The sequence below is a fragment of the Bartonella sp. CL436QHHD genome (genome assembly GCF_042195105.1).
Classification (GTDB): Bacteria; Pseudomonadota; Alphaproteobacteria; order Rhizobiales; family Rhizobiaceae; genus Bartonella.
In genome coordinates this window covers 36,350-57,891 of sequence record NZ_JBHINR010000065.1, presented here as the reverse complement: position 1 = coordinate 57,891, position 21,542 = coordinate 36,350, and the positions used below count along the sequence as shown (strand labels likewise).

The window sequence follows — 21,542 nt, the reverse complement described above, 5'->3', positions numbered from 1 at the left end:
ATTCTGGAGTCTTAACGCAAAAATATTTTTTATAATTGATGCTTTTTTTATTGTAACTGCATCACAAAAGAGACAAATGCTTCGCCTCGCATTTCATAATTTTTAAATTGGTCATAACTTGCACAAGCAGGTGACAAAAGAACCGTCACCTCTTTTGCCTTACAGCCTATTGCGTCAACAGCTGCTTCACGCACCGCATTTTTCAAAGTTAAGCTCATAGAAAAGGGAAAAGAAGATCCAATAGTGCGAGCAAATTCTTCCGCCGCGCTCCCAATCAAATAGGCTTTACGAATTTTAGGAAAAAATTCTCTAAGAGACTCTATTCCTCCCTTTTTTGCCTGTCCCCCAACAATCCAAAAAATATCATTAAAGGTGGAAAGCGCAGGAGCTGTTGCATCTGCATTAGTCGCCTTGCTGTCATTGATAAACAAAACCGCCCCCATTTTACGCACCTGTTGCATACGATGATCCAACCCTTTATAACTTGCTAAATGCTTGTCCATAGAAGGATCGGTTATTTTTAAAGCCTGCAACGTTGCTAATGCCATAAGGGCATTTTGCGCATTATGACTCCCACGTAACCCCGCCATAGGAGCAAGATCTGCAAGCATATGACGCTGTCCTTGACGAACAGAAAAGAGCTTGGTCCCATCTGCATAAAAACCATTTTCAACAAAATGATCCTTGGAAATTGCCTCAATTTGCTTCCCCTCATGAAGTAACTGTTGATATAAAACCCGGCAAGCTGCATCATCAACTGAAATAAAAGCCTGAGAAGCCTGAGCAATCAGATGCCTTTTGGTTTGCACATAACAGGCAAAACTTCCATGTCGATCAATATGATCAGGTGTGAGATTTAATAAAAGTCCAATAGTCGGCTGAAGAGAGGGAGTAAGATCAATTTGAAATGATGAACATTCAATCACATAGATACGTTTTTTAACAAAGGGCTTAAGCGTCAATATTGCCTTTCCAATATTTCCCCCCATCTGCACATCATAGCCCATTTTTTCCAACAAATGCGCAAGTAAAGATGTTGTGGTTGACTTCCCATTCGTCCCCGTAATCGCAATGAAAGGAACGTCTTTGTCACAAAAACCATAATGCTGTAAAAATTGATGGCGCGCCCGAACAAATAATTCAATATCACCGATAATTTCTATATTTTTTTTTCGTGCTTTTTCAACAACCCAATGGGGTTGAGGATAACTTAAAGGAACTCCAGGAGCTACAATCAATGCAACAAATTCTGACCAATCTTCATAACGGAGATCTCGTGTTGGAATATTGTGCCGAAAAGCCATTTGCACGCTTGAAGGACTATCATCCCACGCCACCACTTCTGCACCACCACACATCAATGCTTGTGCCGTTGCTAGTCCAGACTGTCCCAATCCAAACAGAGCAACTTTTTGACCTTTATAACACGCAACAGAAATCACATTCTCACCGCAATTTAAGTGTTGAAAGACCTATGAGAGCGAGAACAATCGAAATAATCCAAAAGCGTATCACGACTTGGCTTTCAGTCCAGCCTTTTTTCTCAAAATGGTGATGTATCGGTGCCATAAGAAACACGCGTTTTCTTGTTAATTTGAAATAACCAACCTGAATAACGACCGAAAAAGCTTCCACAACAAAAAGCCCACCAATAAGAACCAAAACAATTTCGTGTTTCGTAGCAACCGCAACAGTCCCTAAGAGTCCTCCAAGAGCCAATGAACCAGTATCTCCCATAAAAATAGCTGCAGGTGGTGCATTAAACCATAAAAAACCAAGCCCTGCCCCAACAACAGCTCCCAATAAAACAGCCAATTCACCTGTACCCGATACATAATGGATTTGGAGATAATCAGCAAAATTCATATTACCAGAAAGATAAGCAATCAGAGCAAAAGATAAAGCTGCAACCATCACAGGAACAATAGCAAGCCCATCGAGTCCATCCGTTAAATTAACCGCATTACCCGTCGCGACAATGACAAACGCAGAAAAAGGAATAAAAAACCAGCCCAAATTGATAAGATAATCTTTTAAAAAAGGCAAAGCGAATCCAGATGAGCCAATTTTCAGAATAACAAAAGCCGCAATTGCGGCAACACAAAACTCTAAGCTTAACCGTGCTTTCCCAGAAAATCCTTTGTCTGTTTGTTTTGTGACCTTAAGATAATCGTCATAAAATCCAATTGCCCCAAAAGAAAGCATAACCAATAGCGATACCCAAAAGTAAATATTCGATAAATTACACCACAAAAATGCCGATACCACAATGCCGGTTAAAATCATCAATCCACCCATTGTAGGTGTTCCAGCCTTTTTAAAATGTGTTTGAGGACCATCAGCACGAATCGGTTGTCCCTTACCCTGCCGCAATTTAAGAGAAGCAATGATGCTAGGTCCAAACAAAAAGACGATAAGTCCCGAAGTAAGCATAGCCGCTATCGTGCGAAAAGTAATATAACGAAATACATTCACACCTGGAAGCCAATCACTAAACGAAGAAAAAAACAGCATCATTGTACAAAAAACCTCTTAAAACTATGAAGAAACCGCTTTATAGCGATCAAGCAATGCAGTCACAATATTTGATGAACAAAGGCTATTGGATGATTTAACCATAAGCAGATCCCCAGAAGAAATTTCTGCTAAAAGAAGCGGTAAAATTTTCTCAATATTTTCAGCATAATGAACCTTAACACCAGTAGACAAATCACTGACTAAAGATTTCATCGCCTCACCAAATAGAAAAACCGGATTAGCACCGGAAAGACGTATTGGTTTTATTAAATCACGATGAAGCTTTTCACTATACTCCCCTAATTCTAGCATATCCCCTAAAATAGCAATTCGCCGCCCCTCTTTCCCTACAGGTCCTGTAGCAAGAAGCTCAAGTGCAGCACGCATAGAAGCAGGATTTGCATTATAGCTTTCATCAATGAGATAAAATTCACCCCCATTTGATAAAGACAATTGATAACGAACACCTCGCCCCTTTTGAGAAGAAAAATGGCGAAAAGAAAGAAAAACAGGCTCTAACTCAACCCCCATAGCATCACAAGCAGCAATAACCCCTAAACTATTTTGCACAATATGGCGTCCTGGAGCACCAATTTGAACCTCCCTATCCCGCCCCCCAATACGCACAATCATAGAAGTACTATCAGTTAGAAGACGTATACCTCGCGCTTGATAATCAGCATCTTTAGTCTCACCAAAGCTTAAGATCTTCTTTACACCGCATTTCTTTGCTTTTTGAACGAGATAAGAAAAAAAATCACTATCCGCATTTAAAATGGCAATTCCTTTTTCATCTAATCCTTCAAAAATTTCAGCTTTTGCCTTTGCTATTTCTTCAAGATCTTTGAAAAAACCCATATGTCCTGCACAAATATGCGTAATGAGAGCAACATGCGGACAAACCAGTTTGACCAGAGGGCGAATTTCATCTCTATGATTCATACCAATTTCAAAGATACCATAATCACTCTCCATAGGCATCCGCGCTAAAGTGAGTGGAACCCCCCAGCAATTGTTTAAAGAAGCGAGATTCGCATGAACATTCCCAGCAGTTGCAAGAGCTTGTTTCAAAGCTTCTTTTGTCGTTGTTTTTCCCACTGATCCTGTTACCGCGATAATCTTAGCTCTTGAACGTTTGCGTGCAGCTTGTGCAAGTTGTTCTAAGGCTTGCAAAACATCAGGAACGACAATGAGTGGAGCCGATATCTTTTTCATATCCCTCAAACGGTGTTCCGCAACGATAAGAACGCCTGCACCTCGTTCATAAGCTTGCGCAGCAAAATCATGACCATCAAGATGATGCCCCTTAATGCAGAAAAAAACATCCCCTTCCGCAAGAGTACGGCTATCAATGGAAACCCCAGAAAAAGTTTCTGGCATGCTTCCCATTACAACACCATTAATTGCAGCAACAAGTGCTTGCTTATCCCATAAAGCTGTCATTTCTTTCGGTCCTCTAAAGCTTCTATCGCTTTCAGACGATCTGAAAAAGGATAAGTTGTCTGCCCTATAATTTGGCCATCCTCATGACCTTTTCCAGCAATGATTAATGTGTCACCAACTTTCAAAAGCTCCACCGCGTAAGAAATAGCCTCACCACGATCTGCTATCTCTATTGCTGTTGGCACCGCCTGTAAAATATCCTTGCGTATTTTTTCTGGCATTTCTGTGCGAGGATTATCATCCGTTACAATAACAATGTCCGCTTTATCCGCCGCAATTTTTCCCATCAAAGGTCTTTTTCCTTGATCACGATCTCCTCCACAACCAAAAACAACGATCAAGCGCCCTTGCGTAAAGGGACGAACAGAAAGCAAAACCTGCTCCAAAGCTTCTGGTTTATGGGCATAATCAATATAAACAAGCGCATTATTTTCTGTCTTTCCCACAAACTCTAATCGCCCAGGTGCCCCCTGCAAAGTTTCAAGCGCAGAAAAAACCTTACGAGGTGAAGCACCCGTTGCAATTGCTAACCCCGCTGCCATAAGCGCATTGGCTACCTGAAAATCTCCAGCTAAAGGCAAAACAAATGTATAAATATTGTTTTCCACACGACACTCAATACACTGTTTTGAGCGTTGATGTTCAACACGATTAATCGTGATAAATTGCCCCTTACGACCAATTGTCAAAACACGGCGACGCGCTTGTGTGACAACATCAATAACCTTTTGTGAATAGACATCATCAGCAAAAATCAAAGCAGGAGCAGATACAGGCAAAAGTGTATCAAATAACCTCATTTTAGCCCGCAAATAATCCTCTACCCCCGTGTGATAATCCATGTGATCTCGCCCTAAATTGGTGAAGGCACCAGCCGTTAAACGGACTCCATCAAGTCGCCCTTGATCAAGCCCATGCGAAGAAGCTTCAAGAGCTGCATGTGTCACACCTTCATGAGAAATTTCATAAAGAAGACGGTGCAAGACGACCGGATCAGGTGTTGTGAGAGAACCATAAACATTCCGTTTAGGAGAAACAACACCAACCGTTCCTATACTCGCAGCACAAAATCCAACATAAGTCCAAATTTGCCGAAGAAAAGAGACAACAGATGTTTTACCACTTGTACCAGTCACAGCAACGACCGTTTCAGGCTGAGAACCGTAAAAACGTGCAGCTGCCAACGCTAAACTATGACGAACATTAGAAACACGTAAAATGGGAACAGATAAATCCTCAAGAACAGCATGACAATCTGTAACGATTGCTCGTGCACCACGCTTTATCGCATCATCTATATAGTGTCTTCCATCACTTTTTTTTCCTTGAACAGCAACAAAAACATAGCCTGGCAAAACTTGTCGAGAATCCGCACTTATTCCTGTTATTTCTATTGAAGAAAGACTTTCATCTTCAACGCATTCTGTAAAAACTGTTCCCAACAACATGATAACGCACCTTTATATTCATTTTACCGTTGTTTAACGAAACTTGAATTGCTCTTTTTACTTAAAAGAGGCTCATATTCTTTTTTAAAATCGGGTTTTACACCAAGAAAACTAGCTGTGCGACGAACAATATTAGCAAGCATTGGTCCAGCATTCATCCCCGCTGTTGCTGAACGCTGTCCCTCAGCAGGCTTTGGTTCATCAATAATTGTTAAAACAACATAAGCAGGATCCTCAATAGGAAAAGCAGCAAGAAAACTATTAAAATTTTTTGTTTTAGAATATTTTCCATTTTCAACTTTTTCAGCTGTTCCTGTCTTACCACCTACACGATAACCTTCAACTTTTGCATTACGTCCAGAACCAATATCACTATTTAATTTATAAAGGTAACGCATATTTTGACTTGTTTTAGCCTGCAAAACCCGTTTTGCATGGTGCAAAGTTTGTTCTTTTGGCCGTTTTAAAAATGTCGGAGCAATTAACCAACCACCATTCATTAAAGCAGCAGCCCCGACAGCTGTTTGCAAGGGTGTTGTTGCCATACCATGCCCAAAAGAAATCGTCATAGAATGGATATCCTTCCAATGATTTGGCACAATAGGGTGGGCAACTTCAGGCAACTCTGTTGTGAGACGATCCAGTAATCCAAGTTTTTGCAAAAAACCACGATGTTTATCAATCCCTATCGCCAACGCCTCTTTAGCAGAACCAATATTAGAAGAATAAATAAAAACCTCCCATAACGTTAAGGGTCGATTTTTTCCATGAAAATCATGAATAGTATAGCCACTACTTGCTTTTATTGGCTTTGAAGCATCAATAATACTGTTTAAATGAAAAATATCGGAATCAAGAGCCATAGCGGTCGTAAAACTTTTAATGATCGATCCCATTTCAAAAGCTCCTGCCGTCATCCGATTGAGACGATCACTTTTTAAAGCTTCAACAGGATTTCCAGGATCAAAGTCTGGTAGTGATGCCAAAGCCAAAACTTCCCCCGTATGTATATTTAAAATAACAGCTCCTGCAGCAATTGCCTTATAACGCTTCATAGCCTGAATAAGTTCATCATGAACAATTGACTGAACACGCACATCAATCGAAAGCTGAACTTGTTTTAATGATTCTTCCATGGCAAGACCAGCGGCACGCAAAGCACTCAGCCCCGCATCATCAATGTATTTTTCCATACCTGCAATGCCCTGATTATCAACATTCACCATACCGAGAATATGAGAAGTTACAGGTCCATCAGGATAAAAACGACGAATTTCAGTCCGAAAACCAATTCCTGGTATACCAAGAGCCATAATTTGCGTCTTCTGCATTGGTGTTAACCCACGCTGTATCCAAGAAAAACCAGATTTTCTTTTTAAGCGCTTATAGGTTTCCTGCCAATTAAGATCAGGCAAAACTGTTGAGAGCAATTCAATTGTTTCATCCACATCAATAATACGCCGTGGCTCAGCAAAAAGTGAATAAGTTTTAATATCTGTTGCCAATAAACGACCATTACGATCAACGATATCAGGCCGTGCCATCAATTGAAGTATTCCTGGCCCCTTTGCTTCTTCAATCTGTCCACCTTCCAACCCATAAGAAATAAGGCAAGCCCCCATGATTCCATATAAAATTAAAAAGCAGAACAACGAAAAAAGCAAACGTGGACGACTAGAATAGGGACGACGAACAGAAACATTATGATTATTCAACGAATTCTTTAAACGCTTTTTCTTCTGTGAGAATAAAAAAGTCGATTTCATTACTGCGCGCCTTTTTGGACAACACTATTGATCTGAGAAGCTCGATTATTTGTCAAAATATCCTGATTATCTTCCAAGATATTTTGTTTAATCACTTCTTCAATTTGATCATGTACCTGTACCGGAATGTCTTTAAACTCCACGATTTGACGCGGCTGTATAACCTCTAACCCAAGTTCTTTCTGATAACGTTTCGCAAGTTTTTGCATGCGTGAAGGCCTTATCATCACAGCCCACTCAGCATGAAGCAAACTTACCGTATTTTTTGCTGCAGCAATTTCATGCTCAAGATGAAGAACTTCGTTCATTCGTTTTTGAACATCATATTTTACCTTATAAGTAAGTCCTGCCATACAAATCATAATCAACACTAAAATCATATCAAATGTACGAAAAACTGTCATTTTTTGCTGCCTTCAAAACTGGCAATCTCTGCTAAACCAAATAATTTCATATCTGCTGCAAGAGCCTCTGCTTCAGTCCGTACACCAATACGCAACCTCGCAGAACGTGAACGAGGATTTTTCTGTAACTCCTCTTTAGTTGCCGTGATCCCACCTTTAAACAAAGGAAAAAATGTTGCTGGAGCAGCCTTCATTTCAGGCAGATAGCGTGATCTCATACATTCTCCAGAACGAGCCGAAAAAAATCTTTTGACCATACGATCTTCAAGAGAATGAAAACTGACAACCCCCAAACGGCCTCCAGCTTTTAAAACGCGTTCAGCAGCAAATAAACCACATGCCAATTCACCAATTTCATCATTAACATAGATACGAAGAGCCTGAAATACACGTGTTGCTGGATGAATACGATCTCCCGGTTTACGTCCTATCAACGCTTCGATAGCATACGCCAAATCACCTGTACGCAAAAAAGGCTGTACAACACGACGCTTTTCAATCATCCGTGCAATTCGCCCCGCATAACGCTCTTCTCCTAATATCTTAAAAATACGTGCCAAATCCCTTGCTTTTAAATGATTGACAACATCGCTGGCTGTAAAACCAGTCTGAGCCATTCGCATGTCCAATGGACCATCTTTTTGAAAAGAAAAACCTCTTTCTGCTTCATCCAGCTGCATTGAAGAGACACCAATATCCAAAATAACTGCATCCACCTTCTCTTCAACGACACGATCGAGCTGTGAAAATGCCATATGGACCAAACGAAGACGTGGAAAAAATTCTTCAACAAGCGATTGTCCTGCACTGATAGCATGAGGATCACGATCAAGAGCGATCACCTGTGCCCCTGCCTTTAACAAAGCGCGCGTGTAACCACCAGCACCAAAGGTACCATCAATTACTTTTGCTCCAACCAATGGCATAAGCCCAGTCAAAACTGGCTGCAACAACACTGGAATATGGCGTTCAGCTCTTTGATCCTGATTTATCAAAATAATCCGTCTTGAAGTTATGCTGTCTCAAATCAACAGCTCTCTCATGGCAACTGATCTTAGAATAACCTAGCCTTCAACTTTCATATTAATCACAATGAACGAAAAAACTAAAGTTATCCCAAAACAGATCCTAACGCATTATACTTAAAGAAATGTTATAATTTTTTAAAACACTCTTTGCTCAAGTGTCCATTTCAAACACATAGACTCCATAAAAGATCATATATAATTGATCTTATAAAATATCGCGTATCATCATGAAATATCAGTCGGCCTATAAGCCGGGTTCTGTAGAGTAAAGCTTACACTTTACATGGCAACCATTCATCTGGGACGGATGTTACCATCCGCCTCGTGCAACCTACCCGAATGACTCGCCCGGAAATCGGCTGCAAATTAAATTTTGCACGTCATTTCTATTTGGTCTTGCTCCCGGTGGGGTTTACCTTGCCACATTCATTACTGAATGCGCGGTGGGCTCTTACTCCACCCTTTCACCCTTACCTATAAAAATAGGCGGTTTACTTTCTGTGGCACTTTCCCTAGGGTCACCCCCGCCGGGTGTTACCCGGCACCGTCTTTCCATGGAGCCCGGACTTTCCTCACCTGCCATATTTCAGCATCAGACAAGCGCGGCTGCCCAGCCGACTGACATATTGATTTATAAAATATTTTTTGCTCAATGAAAATAGCATCTTAAAATATTTTATGACAAACCTCTCTCAACAGATGTTTTTATTTTAATGAAGCCAGATAAGTTTTCACTTTTGCGCAATATTTCGCCGAAATGGAATTCATTTTTTTTGCAGCATGACCTGCGTTATATTTAAGGATTGTACCACACGTACTTCCACCACTGAGTTTATACGCTCGTGCCAAATAACGCATACCATATTCAAGATTGGTCGCAGGATCGTACAAATCCTGTACAGAACCACTAAAGCCCAACCCTCGTGCCGTAGAGGGTTTAATTTGCATCAAACCTATTTCGCCAGCAGCCCCCTTTATACCTGCCTTATAATTACTTTCAACTTTTACAACAGCATGTGCTAAATTAACGGGAACATTATATTTATTCGCAAGTTTCTGAATAAGAAACTCATAAGGGCGATCAGGAATCTTAGGAGCAACAATCACTGAGGCTTCTCCTGATTCCGCAACATTTAAGACACTATGAGTCCAACTTATGTCAAATACAAAAAATACAGCACACGCTGTATTTAACAAGATTTTCAAAAATTGCATTTTCTTTCTCTTCACTCAAACATTCTCAAATTCTAGCCGCAAGTAATTTGCAAACGTATTATACAAAAAAAGAAAGCAAAAGAACGGCTTGAAAAAGGAAAGAGTAAGACAATTTCAAGATAAAATCATGTAACAAAAGAATATCTCTTTATTCACAAATCATAGATTTCTCTATATCATAAAATAAAAAAATAAAGAAACTATGGTTAATCTTATAGCGTATTAAATAAAATGATATAATCTATAAATTGCTGCTATCGCTATTGTATCACTTAATTTTTATATTAAAAAAATAGCATCTTAACTAGATGTAATATTTTTTACATAAGATTATTAATTTTTTTATTGGGATCAATCCCACAAAGTAAGAGAGACAAGAGCATCTTTTTACCGGAGATGCTCAATATCAAGAAAGTTTCATAAAAATATAAACCGCTATCAACGCTTCTCTCTGGTTAAAACACCCACAGCACTCTTTATATCCGATAAAACCTCAACAAATCACAAAACAAATCCCCCCATTATCGCACATAAAAAATTCATAAATATACTAAAACCATCATACTCTTTACCAATTCAAAATATTGCAACAGACTTTTAGCTCTCAAGATGTCTCAAAGAAGCTTTTTAATTCCTTTTTAAAAGAGCTGTTATCCACACAGTCCTCCCACTGGTAGTGTACTAGAAACTAATTTTGATTTTTTCACCATGGATAAATTTAAAATGAGAAAATTTTACAATTCTTAAGATTCTTATTCAATATAATAATGATAATTTATCATTATAAAACAATATACTAAAAAAGTTATATCCGTCTTTGTCTCTACAATAAAGCCTAACAATTACTTGTGTCTGTTTTTCTGAAAAATGTTAGAAAACTCAATACCCCCAAAGCCTTTTTAAATAAAAATAGACCTCTCATCTTCATTCAAATATTTTTTCTTTGTCACAGACTATCACCTTATCAGCCTTGCACCTCATTTTCAGAAATCATACAAGTGGATAAATATCCTAAAACCCGTAGAACAAAGAAAGCTTAAATCCTTTAAAAAATTTTTATTTTCTCATATCAAATAAAAAAATAACTGGCATATAAAATGCGATTAACGTATTTTATTATAGTCAATACTGCTTTTGTCATTGTAGCGATTGATAATGCAATTAACTTGACCAATACCCTTGATAGATTTTCTATCTCTCCTGTAATGATTGCAACATTACCGTTATACTCCGACTGCACACCTTTTGAGTAAGATAAATTTGTTAATTATCTTACAAATTGATTATCTCCTCGCACTTTTCAAAACTTCACGAAAAGCTCTTTCTCCTTTAAAACCCAAAAGCGCAATTAAAAAATAGCTAAAAATAAGCATTAGCAATGGAAGGACGAGAAATCGCTTTTGAGAGAGCCATAGCAACAGTTTCACCAGATTTTTGAGCCTGCTCACGACTCTGACCACTTTTAGCAGCAAGCGCAATTACATCACGACGCAGCTGCGCAATAAACAACTCTTGCTGTTGAGGGTCCATCTTAGAAAGATGCTTGATAATATCTGGAAAAGACACGGACAATCTCTCTAACAACTCCTCCTCTGTTACATCAAGGTTCTGAGAAGAAGAAGAACGACCGGAAAAAAACTGATAAACAACACTACTTTGAGAAGCAAAAAAGACAGCGCCAAAAATAAAAAATACGAATAAAATAAAAATAATACGATGCGAAAAAGATCCCATTATCTCTTACCTAAAGATCACAGAATACAAACATAGATTCCTTTTATGATTCCCCTTATAGCATTCAACAATGCCTCAATAAAGAAAAATCAAATTATTAAAAATGAATACGCTAACACTCTCCGCCCAATAAGACCCGCCCCTCTATGTATTTAGGTACTATAGGCGAAACAATAACAGATCTTACACTTCCCCCCCCTAATAACACTTTACATTTCCTAAAATAATTACAAAAAGCCTGACTGAGGAAATCCTCAGTCAGGCCAGACAATCTAGGGGATCCACGCGGGGGGGGGGGAGGAGGTTCCCCGATTGTCCTCTTACATCAACCACTAAGATAGCCGATGCAATATTCTTGCTATGGAATAAAATTTTTTAAACAACAAGAAATTCTTATCATCTTCTACGCAAAAAAACATAAAAGAATTATAAATTATTTAAAAATGTTTAAATTTAGGCAAAAAAAGTTCAAAATGACCCAATTTGAAGCAATTTTATTTCTAGAAGCACCAATTAGAATCTACGATCATTATAACTTTTAAATAGTTTCTTTCATAACTCTGATGATCATAATTTAAAAAAAACAGTAATTTCTACGTATCCACCCTATAAAAATCAAACTACGTAAAAGTAGAATCATTTTTCCAACAGCAATCACCACAAAAAGAAAAACGTAGATTTTTAAAATCTTACACAAATAACCGTAAAAAATGAAAAACATCTTCTTGCAAGAAATCTATGAATTATTCATATAAAACAATAAATTAGATAAATAAAATCTTATCTATTTTTATAAAAAATTGCTGTAAATGATCATTAAAATATTGTTACATCCCTCATGTAAAAATCAATGAAGAATTTAAACTGCTTAATCTTATGAAAAAATGAGAACTCTGAAGGTATTTGTTTCGAATCACGCCCCATCGTCATTCCAAATAACGATAAATCATTTTACAATAACCAACAGTCTCTAACGCATTTTAACATAACAAACCGAAATCAATGCAGACATTTTCTCTTAATCTCTATCATTTAAATGATCCCGTAAAATAATACACACAGTAGTTTCTGTGATAAAAAATTGTATAGTCTGTTCTTCTAACGTAAACAATTCATTGATTTACAATCATAACTCATCATTTACAATTTACATGAGAGATCTCAAGAACGTAAGGTTCCCTTATTTTCAATCTTCGTCTATTGAATCAATGAATAGCCATACTATCGCACATCACAAACAAGAAGAAGCGTATGGATAAAAAACATAAAACGATAATGCCGGCTTACAACTTTTATTTAAACTAAAGACGATGGTGCCCTATCAATTTTACGCTATACCCACGGACTGCGTCATAAGATGAGCGGCAAACATAAAAAGAAAGAAAATACGTTTGGCAAGAACAATGGACTTATTTAATAACCTTCATAACTTCTCAATGATAAAGAGATACGAAACTTTAGTGTAATATCACGCTTTTCTTTCCTACTTTCAGCCACGGACTATCCATAGATCATCGCCGATCTTATTTTTATGAATATAATGCAAAACACATAGATGAACACCATATATGAATGCTTATAGGAAGAAATAAACGTAAAACCAGATGCGTTATTATAACCGTTTTTGTACAAAATGTTTTTAAAATTCAGAATATCACTCCAATCATTACCAATTTATGAGTAATTTTATGGCGTCATCTACCAAGCTTTTACTTTTTCTATTACTTGTAAATCAACACCTGCTCTAAACATAACAATATGTTTGAAATAAAGATTAGAGAAAATGAGAGCCATGTGAAAAATCCTAGCTTTTATATGCCCAATTAGAGTAAAAATATTTACGTCTGTTTGAGAAATCTTAAAAAGCCATCATTCATTTTGGAAGAAACATAAAATCCCAAAGATAAAAAACTATTGCTATCTTTACCATCCCCTTCATTTGCCTTTACGACTTTCAAACACGCTCATAACGCTGTATTTTAAATAATGAAAATCATGCATTGTCTCACCTTTTTACTTTTTCGTCTTTTTAGAGCATCTTTTTGCACTCCTCACTAAAAGTTCCAAGGCATTTCTTATCTAAGAACCTGTTTTAAAGAAATATTTTAAGATCTATTAGGCACACCACCTTTGACATTTATGAAGGTATGAGCCTTCACTATATTATATTGTGCGGCATTATATCATATTGCAGCCGCAAAGATGTATTTTCTTTTACAAACGGTATCATTAAGATAAATACCTTCTTTTGTAACAGACAAACAGACTCTTTTAGATTCTGAAACAGGAAATTTGAAATGAAAAAATATTCCTGTATTCAAACCTCTCATTGAGTCTAAAAAAATCAATGATCTTTTAAAATCAATATATTGGCTAATAACATAAATATAATATCAAGAACACCTTAAATAATGATCCTCATAGGCTTAACTCTATAGAAGGTGCTTTCATTATACAGCCTACACGCCGCTATAAAACACCAATACTCCCATATAAAAACATAATACAAATGTAAAAAACAATAGCTTATCAATGATTGAATAAAGTTTTATCTCTACGCTATTCCTTGAGAAAAATCAGAGAATAAAGCACGTTAACAAACGCGATTTATGCAAAATCTACTTGTTTATCTTTGATATCGTCAACCAATAAACGCGGATCACGAGCAAGCCAAAGCGTAACCATACCCTCCTCACTGTTTTCATTTTGTATAGGAGTAAGACAAACCGTTTGTTCTAGAACAAGTCCCGCATTTTTAAGCCATTGTTCTATTTGTAAAGCCGAAAATCCAAGACGCATATGCGCTTGATCGGAATATGAAGGCTCAATTTCATGATAACCAAAATCCACAATCAATAAACGGCCATGAGGACGCAAAACTCTTGATATTTCATGAAGAAATATTTCATGATTTTCAAGAAAAGGTAAAACCCAATGAAGAATAACTAAATCAAAAGTTGTATCTCCAACAGACAAGTGCAAAACATTGCTATCAAGCACGACTTCAACCGCATGCGTATAAAGATTAGAAAACAATTTTAAGATAGAGCCTCCACCTCTTCCAATATTCAGCATCGTCTGAAATGGTTTATCGCCAATGATTTCAAGTAAAGCGTTTTCTACACCCTGATCTGCCATATAGGATGACCGTAATACATCCCATTGCAACGTATTTTGTAAGAAATGCTTCTTCCTCGTTTTTTGACGCTGCTTTTTGACATCCTTCAAACGTTCTAAATCATGCGCTAACAACACATCATGCTTTGGCAAAGCCGAAAGAACACCCATCACAATGTCTTTACCCCAAAAATCATGACAAAGCTTAAAATAAAGGCTATCTCCCTTCTGATAACGCTCAATCAATCGAGCTTCGTACAAGAAACGTAAATATCGTGATATACACGCTTGCGACTGATCAAGAATAAAAATAAAATCAGGAATTGTTAAATCTTCATGACGCAAGAGCGTAAGAACACGTAAATGGCTTACTTCTGCGACCGCTTTCAGCAGCACAATCATTGCATCTAAACTTGCACTTTTTTGCATAATTATCCCCTAAACATTCCTATAAACATTTGTTTATAGGAAAAAAAGTCAAGCATACAACGCATATTCTCATCTATTTTATTCTCTCTATTTTATCATACTATGAAAAAAATAGGCTAATGTAAAAAACGAACAGATCTTATCTCCCTGCAGCTTGTTATAATGAGAATGCATTGATTTATAATAATAATTCATTCATTTTTAACTTGAATAAAAAACCGGAATACCGTAAATTTTTCTCATTTCAAATCTATTCATGATAAATCAATCCAAATCATTCTCTTACAGCTCATAAACGGAGGGGACATATGGATAAAAATATCTTTTATACCCACCTCAAAACAAGAACTGCATACCATTGAGAAAAAATAAATAACATGATAATGCCAACTTGCATTTTTATTAAGTAAAGATAATAATGCTCAATGACCAGAGCATTCGTAGAAATAGTACTATACTCTTCATCCCCTCCTTTTCATTGCAATTTTACAAGCAATAACCGGTTATATATCATGAGTAGAATAACCCTATTTAGGTCATAATTTCATAAAGTGTCTCTTACTCTTTGTTTAATGAATAAAAACTTACACAGAGTACACACACTTTATTTATGAAATAACAAACGCAATAAAGTACACTATTATTCCAACAAAGTTGAGATAAGAAAAAAATTTCTAGCGTGTAAGAGGTTTATAATTTGCATGCTTAGGATTAAGAGATTCCGCCCCAAGACGACGAACTTTATCAGCCTCATATTCAGCAAAATTACCTTCAAACCATTCTACATGACCATCACCTTCAAAGGCTAAAATATGTGTTGCCAATCGATCAAGAAACATACGATCATGCGATATGATAACTGCACAACCAGCAAAATTTTCCAATGCATCTTCCAATGCACCTAATGTTTCAGTATCAAGATCATTTGTCGGTTCATCAAGAAGAAGCACATTCCCCCCCTCTTTTAGAAGTTTCGCCAAATGTACGCGATTGCGCTGCCCTCCTGATAAATTTGCCACCTTCTGCTGCTGATCTGCCCCCTTGAAATTAAAAGCCCCGCAATAAGCGCGGCTATTCATCTCATATTTACCTAATTTAATAATGTCATTTCCACCAGAAATTTCCTCCCAAACAGTTTTATCCCCCACCAAGGAATCGCGACTCTGATCCACATAACTCATGTGAACTGTTTCACCGATACGTATTTGACCTGAATCGGGCTGTTCCTGTCCCGTCAACATTTTAAACAAGGTCGACTTTCCCATACCATTGGCCCCAATAACGCCGACAATGCCACCAGCAGGAAGTTTAAAAGAAAGAGAATCAATCAATACACGTTCACCATAAGCTTTAGAGAGATTATCAACCTCAATAACAACCTGTCCTAATCTTTCTCCAATAGGAATAATAATTTGTGCCTCTCCAGGACGGCGCTCACGTGCTGCTTGAACCAACTCATCATAAGCCTTAATCCGAGCTTTTGACTTTGCTTGTCGCCCCTTTGGACTAGAAGCGATCCATTCTTGCTCACGTGATAAAGCACGTTGACGCGCTGCCTCTTCACGGCCTTCTTGAGCCAAACGCTTGGCTTTAGCCCCCAAATAAGCAGAATAGTTCCCCTCATAAGGAATACCTCTACCGCGATCTAACTCTAAAATCCAACCCGTTACATTGTCGAGAAAATAACGATCATGGGTTATCAAAAGCACAGCCCCTGGATATTCACGTAGATGCCTCTCAAGCCAAGCCGTCGTTTCAGCATCTAAATGGTTTGTCGGTTCATCCAAAAGTAATAAATCAGGTTTTGACAAAAGTAATTTACAAAGTGCAACACGCCGCTTCTCACCACCCGAAAGTTTTGTTACATCCCCATCGGCTGGCGGACAACCAAGAGCAGCCATAGCCATTTCCACTTGACTTTCTAAATCCCAAAGATTCTGACTGTCAATAATGTCCTGAAGCTGTGCACTTTCATCAGCCGTTTCCTCGCTATAATTCATCATCAATTCGTTATAACGCTCAAGAATTTCCTGTTTATCTGCAACACCTTCCATTACATTGCCACGCACATCTTTGCTCGCATCAAGCAAAGGTTCTTGTGGTAGATAACCACAGCGTGCTCCTTCAGAAATCCATGCTTCTCCCGTATATTCCTTATCTAGCCCAGCCATAATACGTAAAATAGTTGACTTCCCCGCACCATTTGGCCCTAAAATACCGATCTTTGCATCTGGATAAAAAGACAAATGAATATTTTCTAGAACTTTTTTATTGCCGTAAGACTTGTTAAGCCCAGCCATATGATAGATAAATTGACGTGCCATAAATTTCTCTTTATATTGTGCGATATTAAAGATTAGGATTTTGAAAAAACTGCTTTTGCTTTTTGAAACTGTACAGTAAATAGCACTTACATCGTATCAAAAGCTTTTCGCTTTATATTGGTACATTTTTTCCAATCTCACAAGCCCCAGTATGGTCCTGAATGCAAAAAAACATCTCCCTAAAAAGCAAAAAGCAAATCTTTTTAGCTGTACCTGAAACCTGTTATCAAACATTACCTCTCTTTTCCATACCAGATATAACATTGTATTTTTATCGTATTAAACCAACTTATCAATGTAATATGGTACCACAAAGAAAAGCAATTCTCTATGCGCCTTCTTTTCTCGCTTTATGGGCTTTATATTACGCAGTAAAAAATCCTTCTCTTTTTTCATCGATTTTTTGCTACGGAAAGCAATGGACCTCACCCCTTGCCTTGATATGGCTTAAATTACGTTTACAAAACGACCGCCGCCTTATGGGATCTGACGTCCCAAGCCCAATGATCATGAAAGCTTTGCATCAACACGTAGCAACAAATGAATACAGTGCACTTCCCATTGGTACGTGGTTACAATTCGTAAAAAACTATAAAACCAATTGTAAAAACTTATCCATCCCCCTCTTTTGGCTTGATAATTATAAAAATAATATCAATATCCAGCACATCATTTCAAAACTTCAAGACGATATATAGCTTTTTAAAAATACGATAAAAGCTCATCTCGTATAGGAATATATTTATGGAAAAAAAAGCCTTAATCGTCATTGATGTTCAAAATGACTTCTTACTAGGTGGAGCACTTGCCGTACCACAAGGTGATGCTATTTTACCCGCCGTCAATAATCTCATAAATCATTTTGACCACGTTATCTTAACCCAAGACTGGCATCCCAAAAACCATTGCAGCTTTGCTTCCTGCTATCCTGAAAAAAAGCCCTATGATACAGTCATTCTTGACTATGGTCCTCAAATACTTTGGCCTGATCATTGCATACGAGGAACACAAGGAGCAGAATTCCATCCATCTCTTAGAGTAGAAAAGGCACAACTTATCCTTAGAAAAGGCTATAATCAAAAAATGGATAGCTATTCTGCTTTTCTTGAAAATGATCAAAAAACACCAACAGGTTTACAAGTTTATCTCAAAGAACATGGTTTTAATAAGCTCATTATGTGTGGCTTAGCAACTGATTTTTGTGTCGGATTTTCTGCTCTTCACGCTATACAATGCGGTTTTAAAGTCAGTGTTTCATTAAATGCCTGTGCTGGTATTGATGTAAACGGATCACTAAACACTATGCTTAAAACGATGAACGAAGCTGGTATAGAACTTTTAATGGTCTCTTAAAATATCCTTCTCTAATCTACCATTATAATACACTGATTTATAAAGGATAAATTATTTTACACATATTTAAGTAAGAGTCCAGAATATCGTAAATTTTCTCATTTCAAACCTGTTTCAAAAACATTCTCTTACACGTTACAAAGAGAATCAATGTATGAATAAATCATTCAAAAAAACAGTAAGAATGCTTCTTATGCCCCATTAAATGCAAGAGCTTGTCATAATATTGAAAGCTGGTAAAAAGTATAACATCAGCTTTCTGTCTTATATTTAGGTCAAAAAGTATCCTAGAGATTGTACATTATTCCCTTCATGGGTAGTATCATGCAATGAACTCAACTTTAAAAAAACGCAAATAAGCAATAAAATAGTATTTTATTTTGCATGAAAGACCTCTTTTTACTCAAAGATATGCGATCGACAAAAGCGTGAAAATCTCCATTACTTAGACACAACATGTTTATACAATTGACGATTCTTAAAACGAATCGAAGAATATAATGCCATTCCAATAATACAGATTCCCACAAGTCCTGTTAAAACTTCAGGAACCGATATAATCGTTTGCAGATACATAATCACTGCAAGAACTAGAATTGCATAAAAAGCACCATGCTCTAAATAACGATAATGCAATAATGTTCCCGATTCAACCAACATAATTGTCATAGAACGAACGTAAAATGCACCGATACCAAGACCTATCGCAATAATAAAAAGGTTATGTGAAAAGGCAAAAGCACCAACCACGCCATCGAAAGAAAAACTAGCATCAAGAACTTCTAAATAAAGAAACGCCCCTACTCCCCCGTGAGCTACTGTTGTTAAAGTCTTTTGAGGAGTATCCAAGAGATGACCAACAACTTCAACACCGATAAAGGTCAAAAGTCCATAAAGGGCTGCCAATAAAAAAGTTATTTTATTTTCTGCGTCAATCTGACCTGAAACAAATAAGATCAAAATCAAAACAATTGCAATATCAATTCCAACAAGCGCCCCAAACTTTTGAGCAGGTCTCTCTATAACATTAAGCCAATGCACCTCTTTTTCAGAATCAAAAAAATATTTTAAGCCAACCATCATAAGGAAAGTTCCTCCAAAAGCAGCAATCCCCATATGCGCATCGGTTAGAACTTCAGCATATCGATGTGGTTCCCATATCGCTAATTTGACTGCCGCAATTGGATTAATCCCAACAGCAACGACAACCACCAATAATGGAAAAACAATTCGCATCCCAAATACAGCTATCAAAATGCCCCATATAAGAAAACGACGACGCCACAATGGACTCATTCTACTAAGAACACGCGCATTGATAATAGAATTATCAAAAGATAAAGAAATTTCCAAAATTCCCAAAACAACGCAAATAAAAAAATATTTAAGAAAACCAGTAATACTTTCCGTTTCAAACCAACCAATAACCCCTCCTAAAAAGACACCAATAATCGTGAAAAAAAAAGCAAACCCAAAATAGCGTAATAGGGCCATGATCATTCCTCAAAGTTTATTTTCTACTTCATCTAAAGCACACCCAGTACAAATCCAAAGTTTGCATCTCTTTAAAGTTGCATCTATTAATGCAGAGGTGTATAGAATATATATGGTAAAGTTACATGAAAATTCTCTCAAAAAAAGCAAGAGACAAATGTAGCAAACAAGGAATTTTGTTTTGAAGTGAATATCAATTGTCAATACAATAAGTGAAAGATTGCTTTCTATCCACGAAAATAAAAAAATAAAAAGAAATTAAAGCTATAATATTGACATTATATCATAGAATATTAATACATAGTGTGCTTTTATTATTTAATGATTTATACCATGATGATTTACCGAGGGAGATAATTCGTGGCACGTCCTGAAACTGAATCAAAAACCATATTTGGAAAACGTTTACGTTATGTACGTCTTGCTTTAGGCGATCCATCACGTGAAACCTTAGCTAAAAGTTTTAGCATGACAAAAAATTCCATTGCTTTTTATGAGCGTGGAGAGAGAGAACCCAATCTTAGTGTCTTACAAACATACCGCACGTTATATGGTGTCAATATTAATTGGCTTTTAACTGGACAAGGAAAAATGTTTGACACCGAATATACAAAAGGTGATTTTGACTGGAATTATTTTATTAAAAAAATCGAGGGACTGGAAGAAACACTTGCCGATAGTGATCGTAACGAAAAACTAAATCAAGAAAAAATCGACAGTTCTTATGAAAAATTGCAGCAATATTTGTCAAGACAAGGTTTATCAAATAGTTTTAACCCTAAAACTACAACCTCTCTTATCGATATGAAAGCTAAAATGGCCAATTCTTACACCCTTAGCTTATTCATTGATTTACTCATTCGAAGCGTATCCCAAAAAGAGGTTATAGCTAATCAATAAACGTCTATTTCAAAAGAAAAAACAAGAAATGATTAAACTCTACCAGTATGGAGAAAAGTGTTTTTACTTTATCCGTGCTGGTGGAATTTTGTATAATTTATAAATTTTGTTTCTGTAACGACAATAAAAATATTTGCGTTGTAAGTGAAAGTATAGTGTCTTTAACTTAAAAAAATAATTTTATAGTATAAAATTCTCATTCATATCTTATTGACAAGAAATTTTTTCTTGTTAAAAGAATAATAGCTCTCATAGAAATTATTTTTTAAGTCAGAAAATTTAAGGGGAATATATTGACGACTTCCTATAGAGACATACATTAATGTTTACAAACGGATTAGTTAAATATTTATCCTGAAAATTATCAGCT

At 36.8% G+C, this 21,542-nt stretch carries 16 protein-coding genes and 1 other RNA gene; 4 read left to right on the top strand and 13 right to left on the bottom strand.

Going from position 1 to position 21,542, the window contains the following annotated elements:
• Window positions 1-47: 47 nt before the first annotated feature.
• The 9 genes from murD to ACFIKN_RS07815 all read right to left on the bottom strand — a co-directional run bounded on the left by murD (window position 48) and on the right by ACFIKN_RS07815 (window position 9,821).
• A complete protein-coding gene (gene murD / locus ACFIKN_RS07855) occupies window positions 48-1,442 on the bottom strand; it encodes a UDP-N-acetylmuramoyl-L-alanine--D-glutamate ligase (RefSeq protein WP_375658190.1) in 1,395 nt (464 codons plus the stop codon).
• A gap of 4 nt (window positions 1,443-1,446) precedes the next feature.
• On the bottom strand, window positions 1,447-2,517 hold the full coding sequence (gene mraY / locus ACFIKN_RS07850) for a phospho-N-acetylmuramoyl-pentapeptide-transferase (protein ID WP_273790783.1): 1,071 nt from the start codon (window positions 2,515-2,517) through the stop codon (window positions 1,447-1,449).
• Between the two features lie 21 nt (window positions 2,518-2,538).
• Complete coding sequence (gene murF, locus ACFIKN_RS07845; protein ID WP_375631180.1) at window positions 2,539-3,960, bottom strand: UDP-N-acetylmuramoyl-tripeptide--D-alanyl-D-alanine ligase; 1,422 nt, start codon at window positions 3,958-3,960, stop codon at window positions 2,539-2,541.
• Window positions 3,957-5,408, bottom strand: a complete 1,452-nt coding sequence (locus ACFIKN_RS07840; RefSeq protein WP_375631181.1) for a UDP-N-acetylmuramoyl-L-alanyl-D-glutamate--2,6-diaminopimelate ligase — start codon at window positions 5,406-5,408, stop codon at window positions 3,957-3,959. Before ACFIKN_RS07840 ends, murF begins: the two co-directional genes overlap by 4 nt.
• 23 nt (window positions 5,409-5,431) lie before the next feature.
• On the bottom strand, window positions 5,432-7,174 hold the full coding sequence (locus ACFIKN_RS07835) for a peptidoglycan D,D-transpeptidase FtsI family protein (RefSeq protein WP_375658189.1): 1,743 nt from the start codon (window positions 7,172-7,174) through the stop codon (window positions 5,432-5,434).
• A complete protein-coding gene (locus tag ACFIKN_RS07830) occupies window positions 7,174-7,578 on the bottom strand; it encodes a hypothetical protein (protein ID WP_273790787.1) in 405 nt (134 codons plus the stop codon). Before ACFIKN_RS07830 ends, ACFIKN_RS07835 begins: the two co-directional genes overlap by 1 nt.
• Window positions 7,575-8,573 carry a 16S rRNA (cytosine(1402)-N(4))-methyltransferase RsmH gene (rsmH, locus tag ACFIKN_RS07825; RefSeq protein WP_273790788.1) on the bottom strand — a complete coding sequence of 333 codons (999 nt, stop codon included), beginning with the start codon at window positions 8,571-8,573 and terminating at the stop codon, window positions 7,575-7,577. The genes ACFIKN_RS07830 and rsmH overlap by 4 nt, the downstream gene beginning before the upstream one ends.
• A 264-nt stretch (window positions 8,574-8,837) precedes the next feature.
• Window positions 8,838-9,228: RNase P RNA component class A (gene rnpB / locus ACFIKN_RS07820), an RNA gene on the bottom strand.
• 83 nt (window positions 9,229-9,311) lie between these two features.
• Window positions 9,312-9,821, bottom strand: a complete 510-nt coding sequence (locus ACFIKN_RS07815; RefSeq protein ID WP_273790789.1) for a lytic transglycosylase domain-containing protein — start codon at window positions 9,819-9,821, stop codon at window positions 9,312-9,314.
• Window positions 9,822-10,918: 1,097 nt separating this feature from the next.
• Between ACFIKN_RS07815 and ACFIKN_RS07810 the strand changes: the two genes are divergently transcribed.
• Window positions 10,919-11,074 carry a hypothetical protein gene (locus tag ACFIKN_RS07810; RefSeq protein ID WP_273790790.1) on the top strand — a complete coding sequence of 52 codons (156 nt, stop codon included), beginning with the start codon at window positions 10,919-10,921 and terminating at the stop codon, window positions 11,072-11,074.
• A 106-nt stretch (window positions 11,075-11,180) separates the two neighbouring features.
• Here the strand turns inward: ACFIKN_RS07810 and ACFIKN_RS07805 are convergent, their stop codons facing one another.
• The 3 genes from ACFIKN_RS07805 to ettA form a co-directional block, all read right to left on the bottom strand.
• Complete coding sequence (locus ACFIKN_RS07805; RefSeq protein WP_375637660.1) at window positions 11,181-11,555, bottom strand: hypothetical protein; 375 nt, start codon at window positions 11,553-11,555, stop codon at window positions 11,181-11,183.
• 2,607 nt (window positions 11,556-14,162) lie between these two features.
• On the bottom strand, window positions 14,163-15,101 hold the full coding sequence (locus ACFIKN_RS07800) for an ArsR/SmtB family transcription factor (RefSeq protein WP_375658188.1): 939 nt from the start codon (window positions 15,099-15,101) through the stop codon (window positions 14,163-14,165).
• Between the two features lie 674 nt (window positions 15,102-15,775).
• Window positions 15,776-17,425, bottom strand: coding sequence for an energy-dependent translational throttle protein EttA (gene ettA, locus ACFIKN_RS07795; RefSeq protein WP_273790793.1), 1,650 nt, complete (start codon window positions 17,423-17,425; stop codon window positions 15,776-15,778).
• Between the two features lie 161 nt (window positions 17,426-17,586).
• On the opposite strand from ettA, the gene ACFIKN_RS07790 reads away from it, so the two are divergent.
• On the top strand, window positions 17,587-18,123 hold the full coding sequence (locus tag ACFIKN_RS07790; RefSeq protein WP_273790794.1) for a hypothetical protein: 537 nt from the start codon (window positions 17,587-17,589) through the stop codon (window positions 18,121-18,123).
• Between the two features lie 46 nt (window positions 18,124-18,169).
• The gene (gene pncA, locus ACFIKN_RS07785) at window positions 18,170-18,778 is read left to right on the top strand and encodes a bifunctional nicotinamidase/pyrazinamidase (protein ID WP_375658187.1); all 609 of its coding nucleotides are present in this window, start codon (window positions 18,170-18,172) and stop codon (window positions 18,776-18,778) included.
• Window positions 18,779-19,219: 441 nt separating this feature from the next.
• Here the strand turns inward: pncA and ACFIKN_RS07780 are convergent, their stop codons facing one another.
• Entirely contained in the window at window positions 19,220-20,272 is a 1,053-nt protein-coding gene (locus ACFIKN_RS07780) for a DUF475 domain-containing protein (protein ID WP_375658186.1), read from the bottom strand.
• Window positions 20,273-20,632: 360 nt separating this feature from the next.
• Here ACFIKN_RS07780 and ACFIKN_RS07775 point away from each other — a divergent pair, with 360 nt between their 5' ends.
• Window positions 20,633-21,172: a helix-turn-helix transcriptional regulator gene (locus tag ACFIKN_RS07775; protein ID WP_273790797.1), complete on the top strand. Its 540-nt coding sequence runs from the start codon at window positions 20,633-20,635 to the stop codon at window positions 21,170-21,172.
• Window positions 21,173-21,542: the final 370 nt, after the last annotated feature.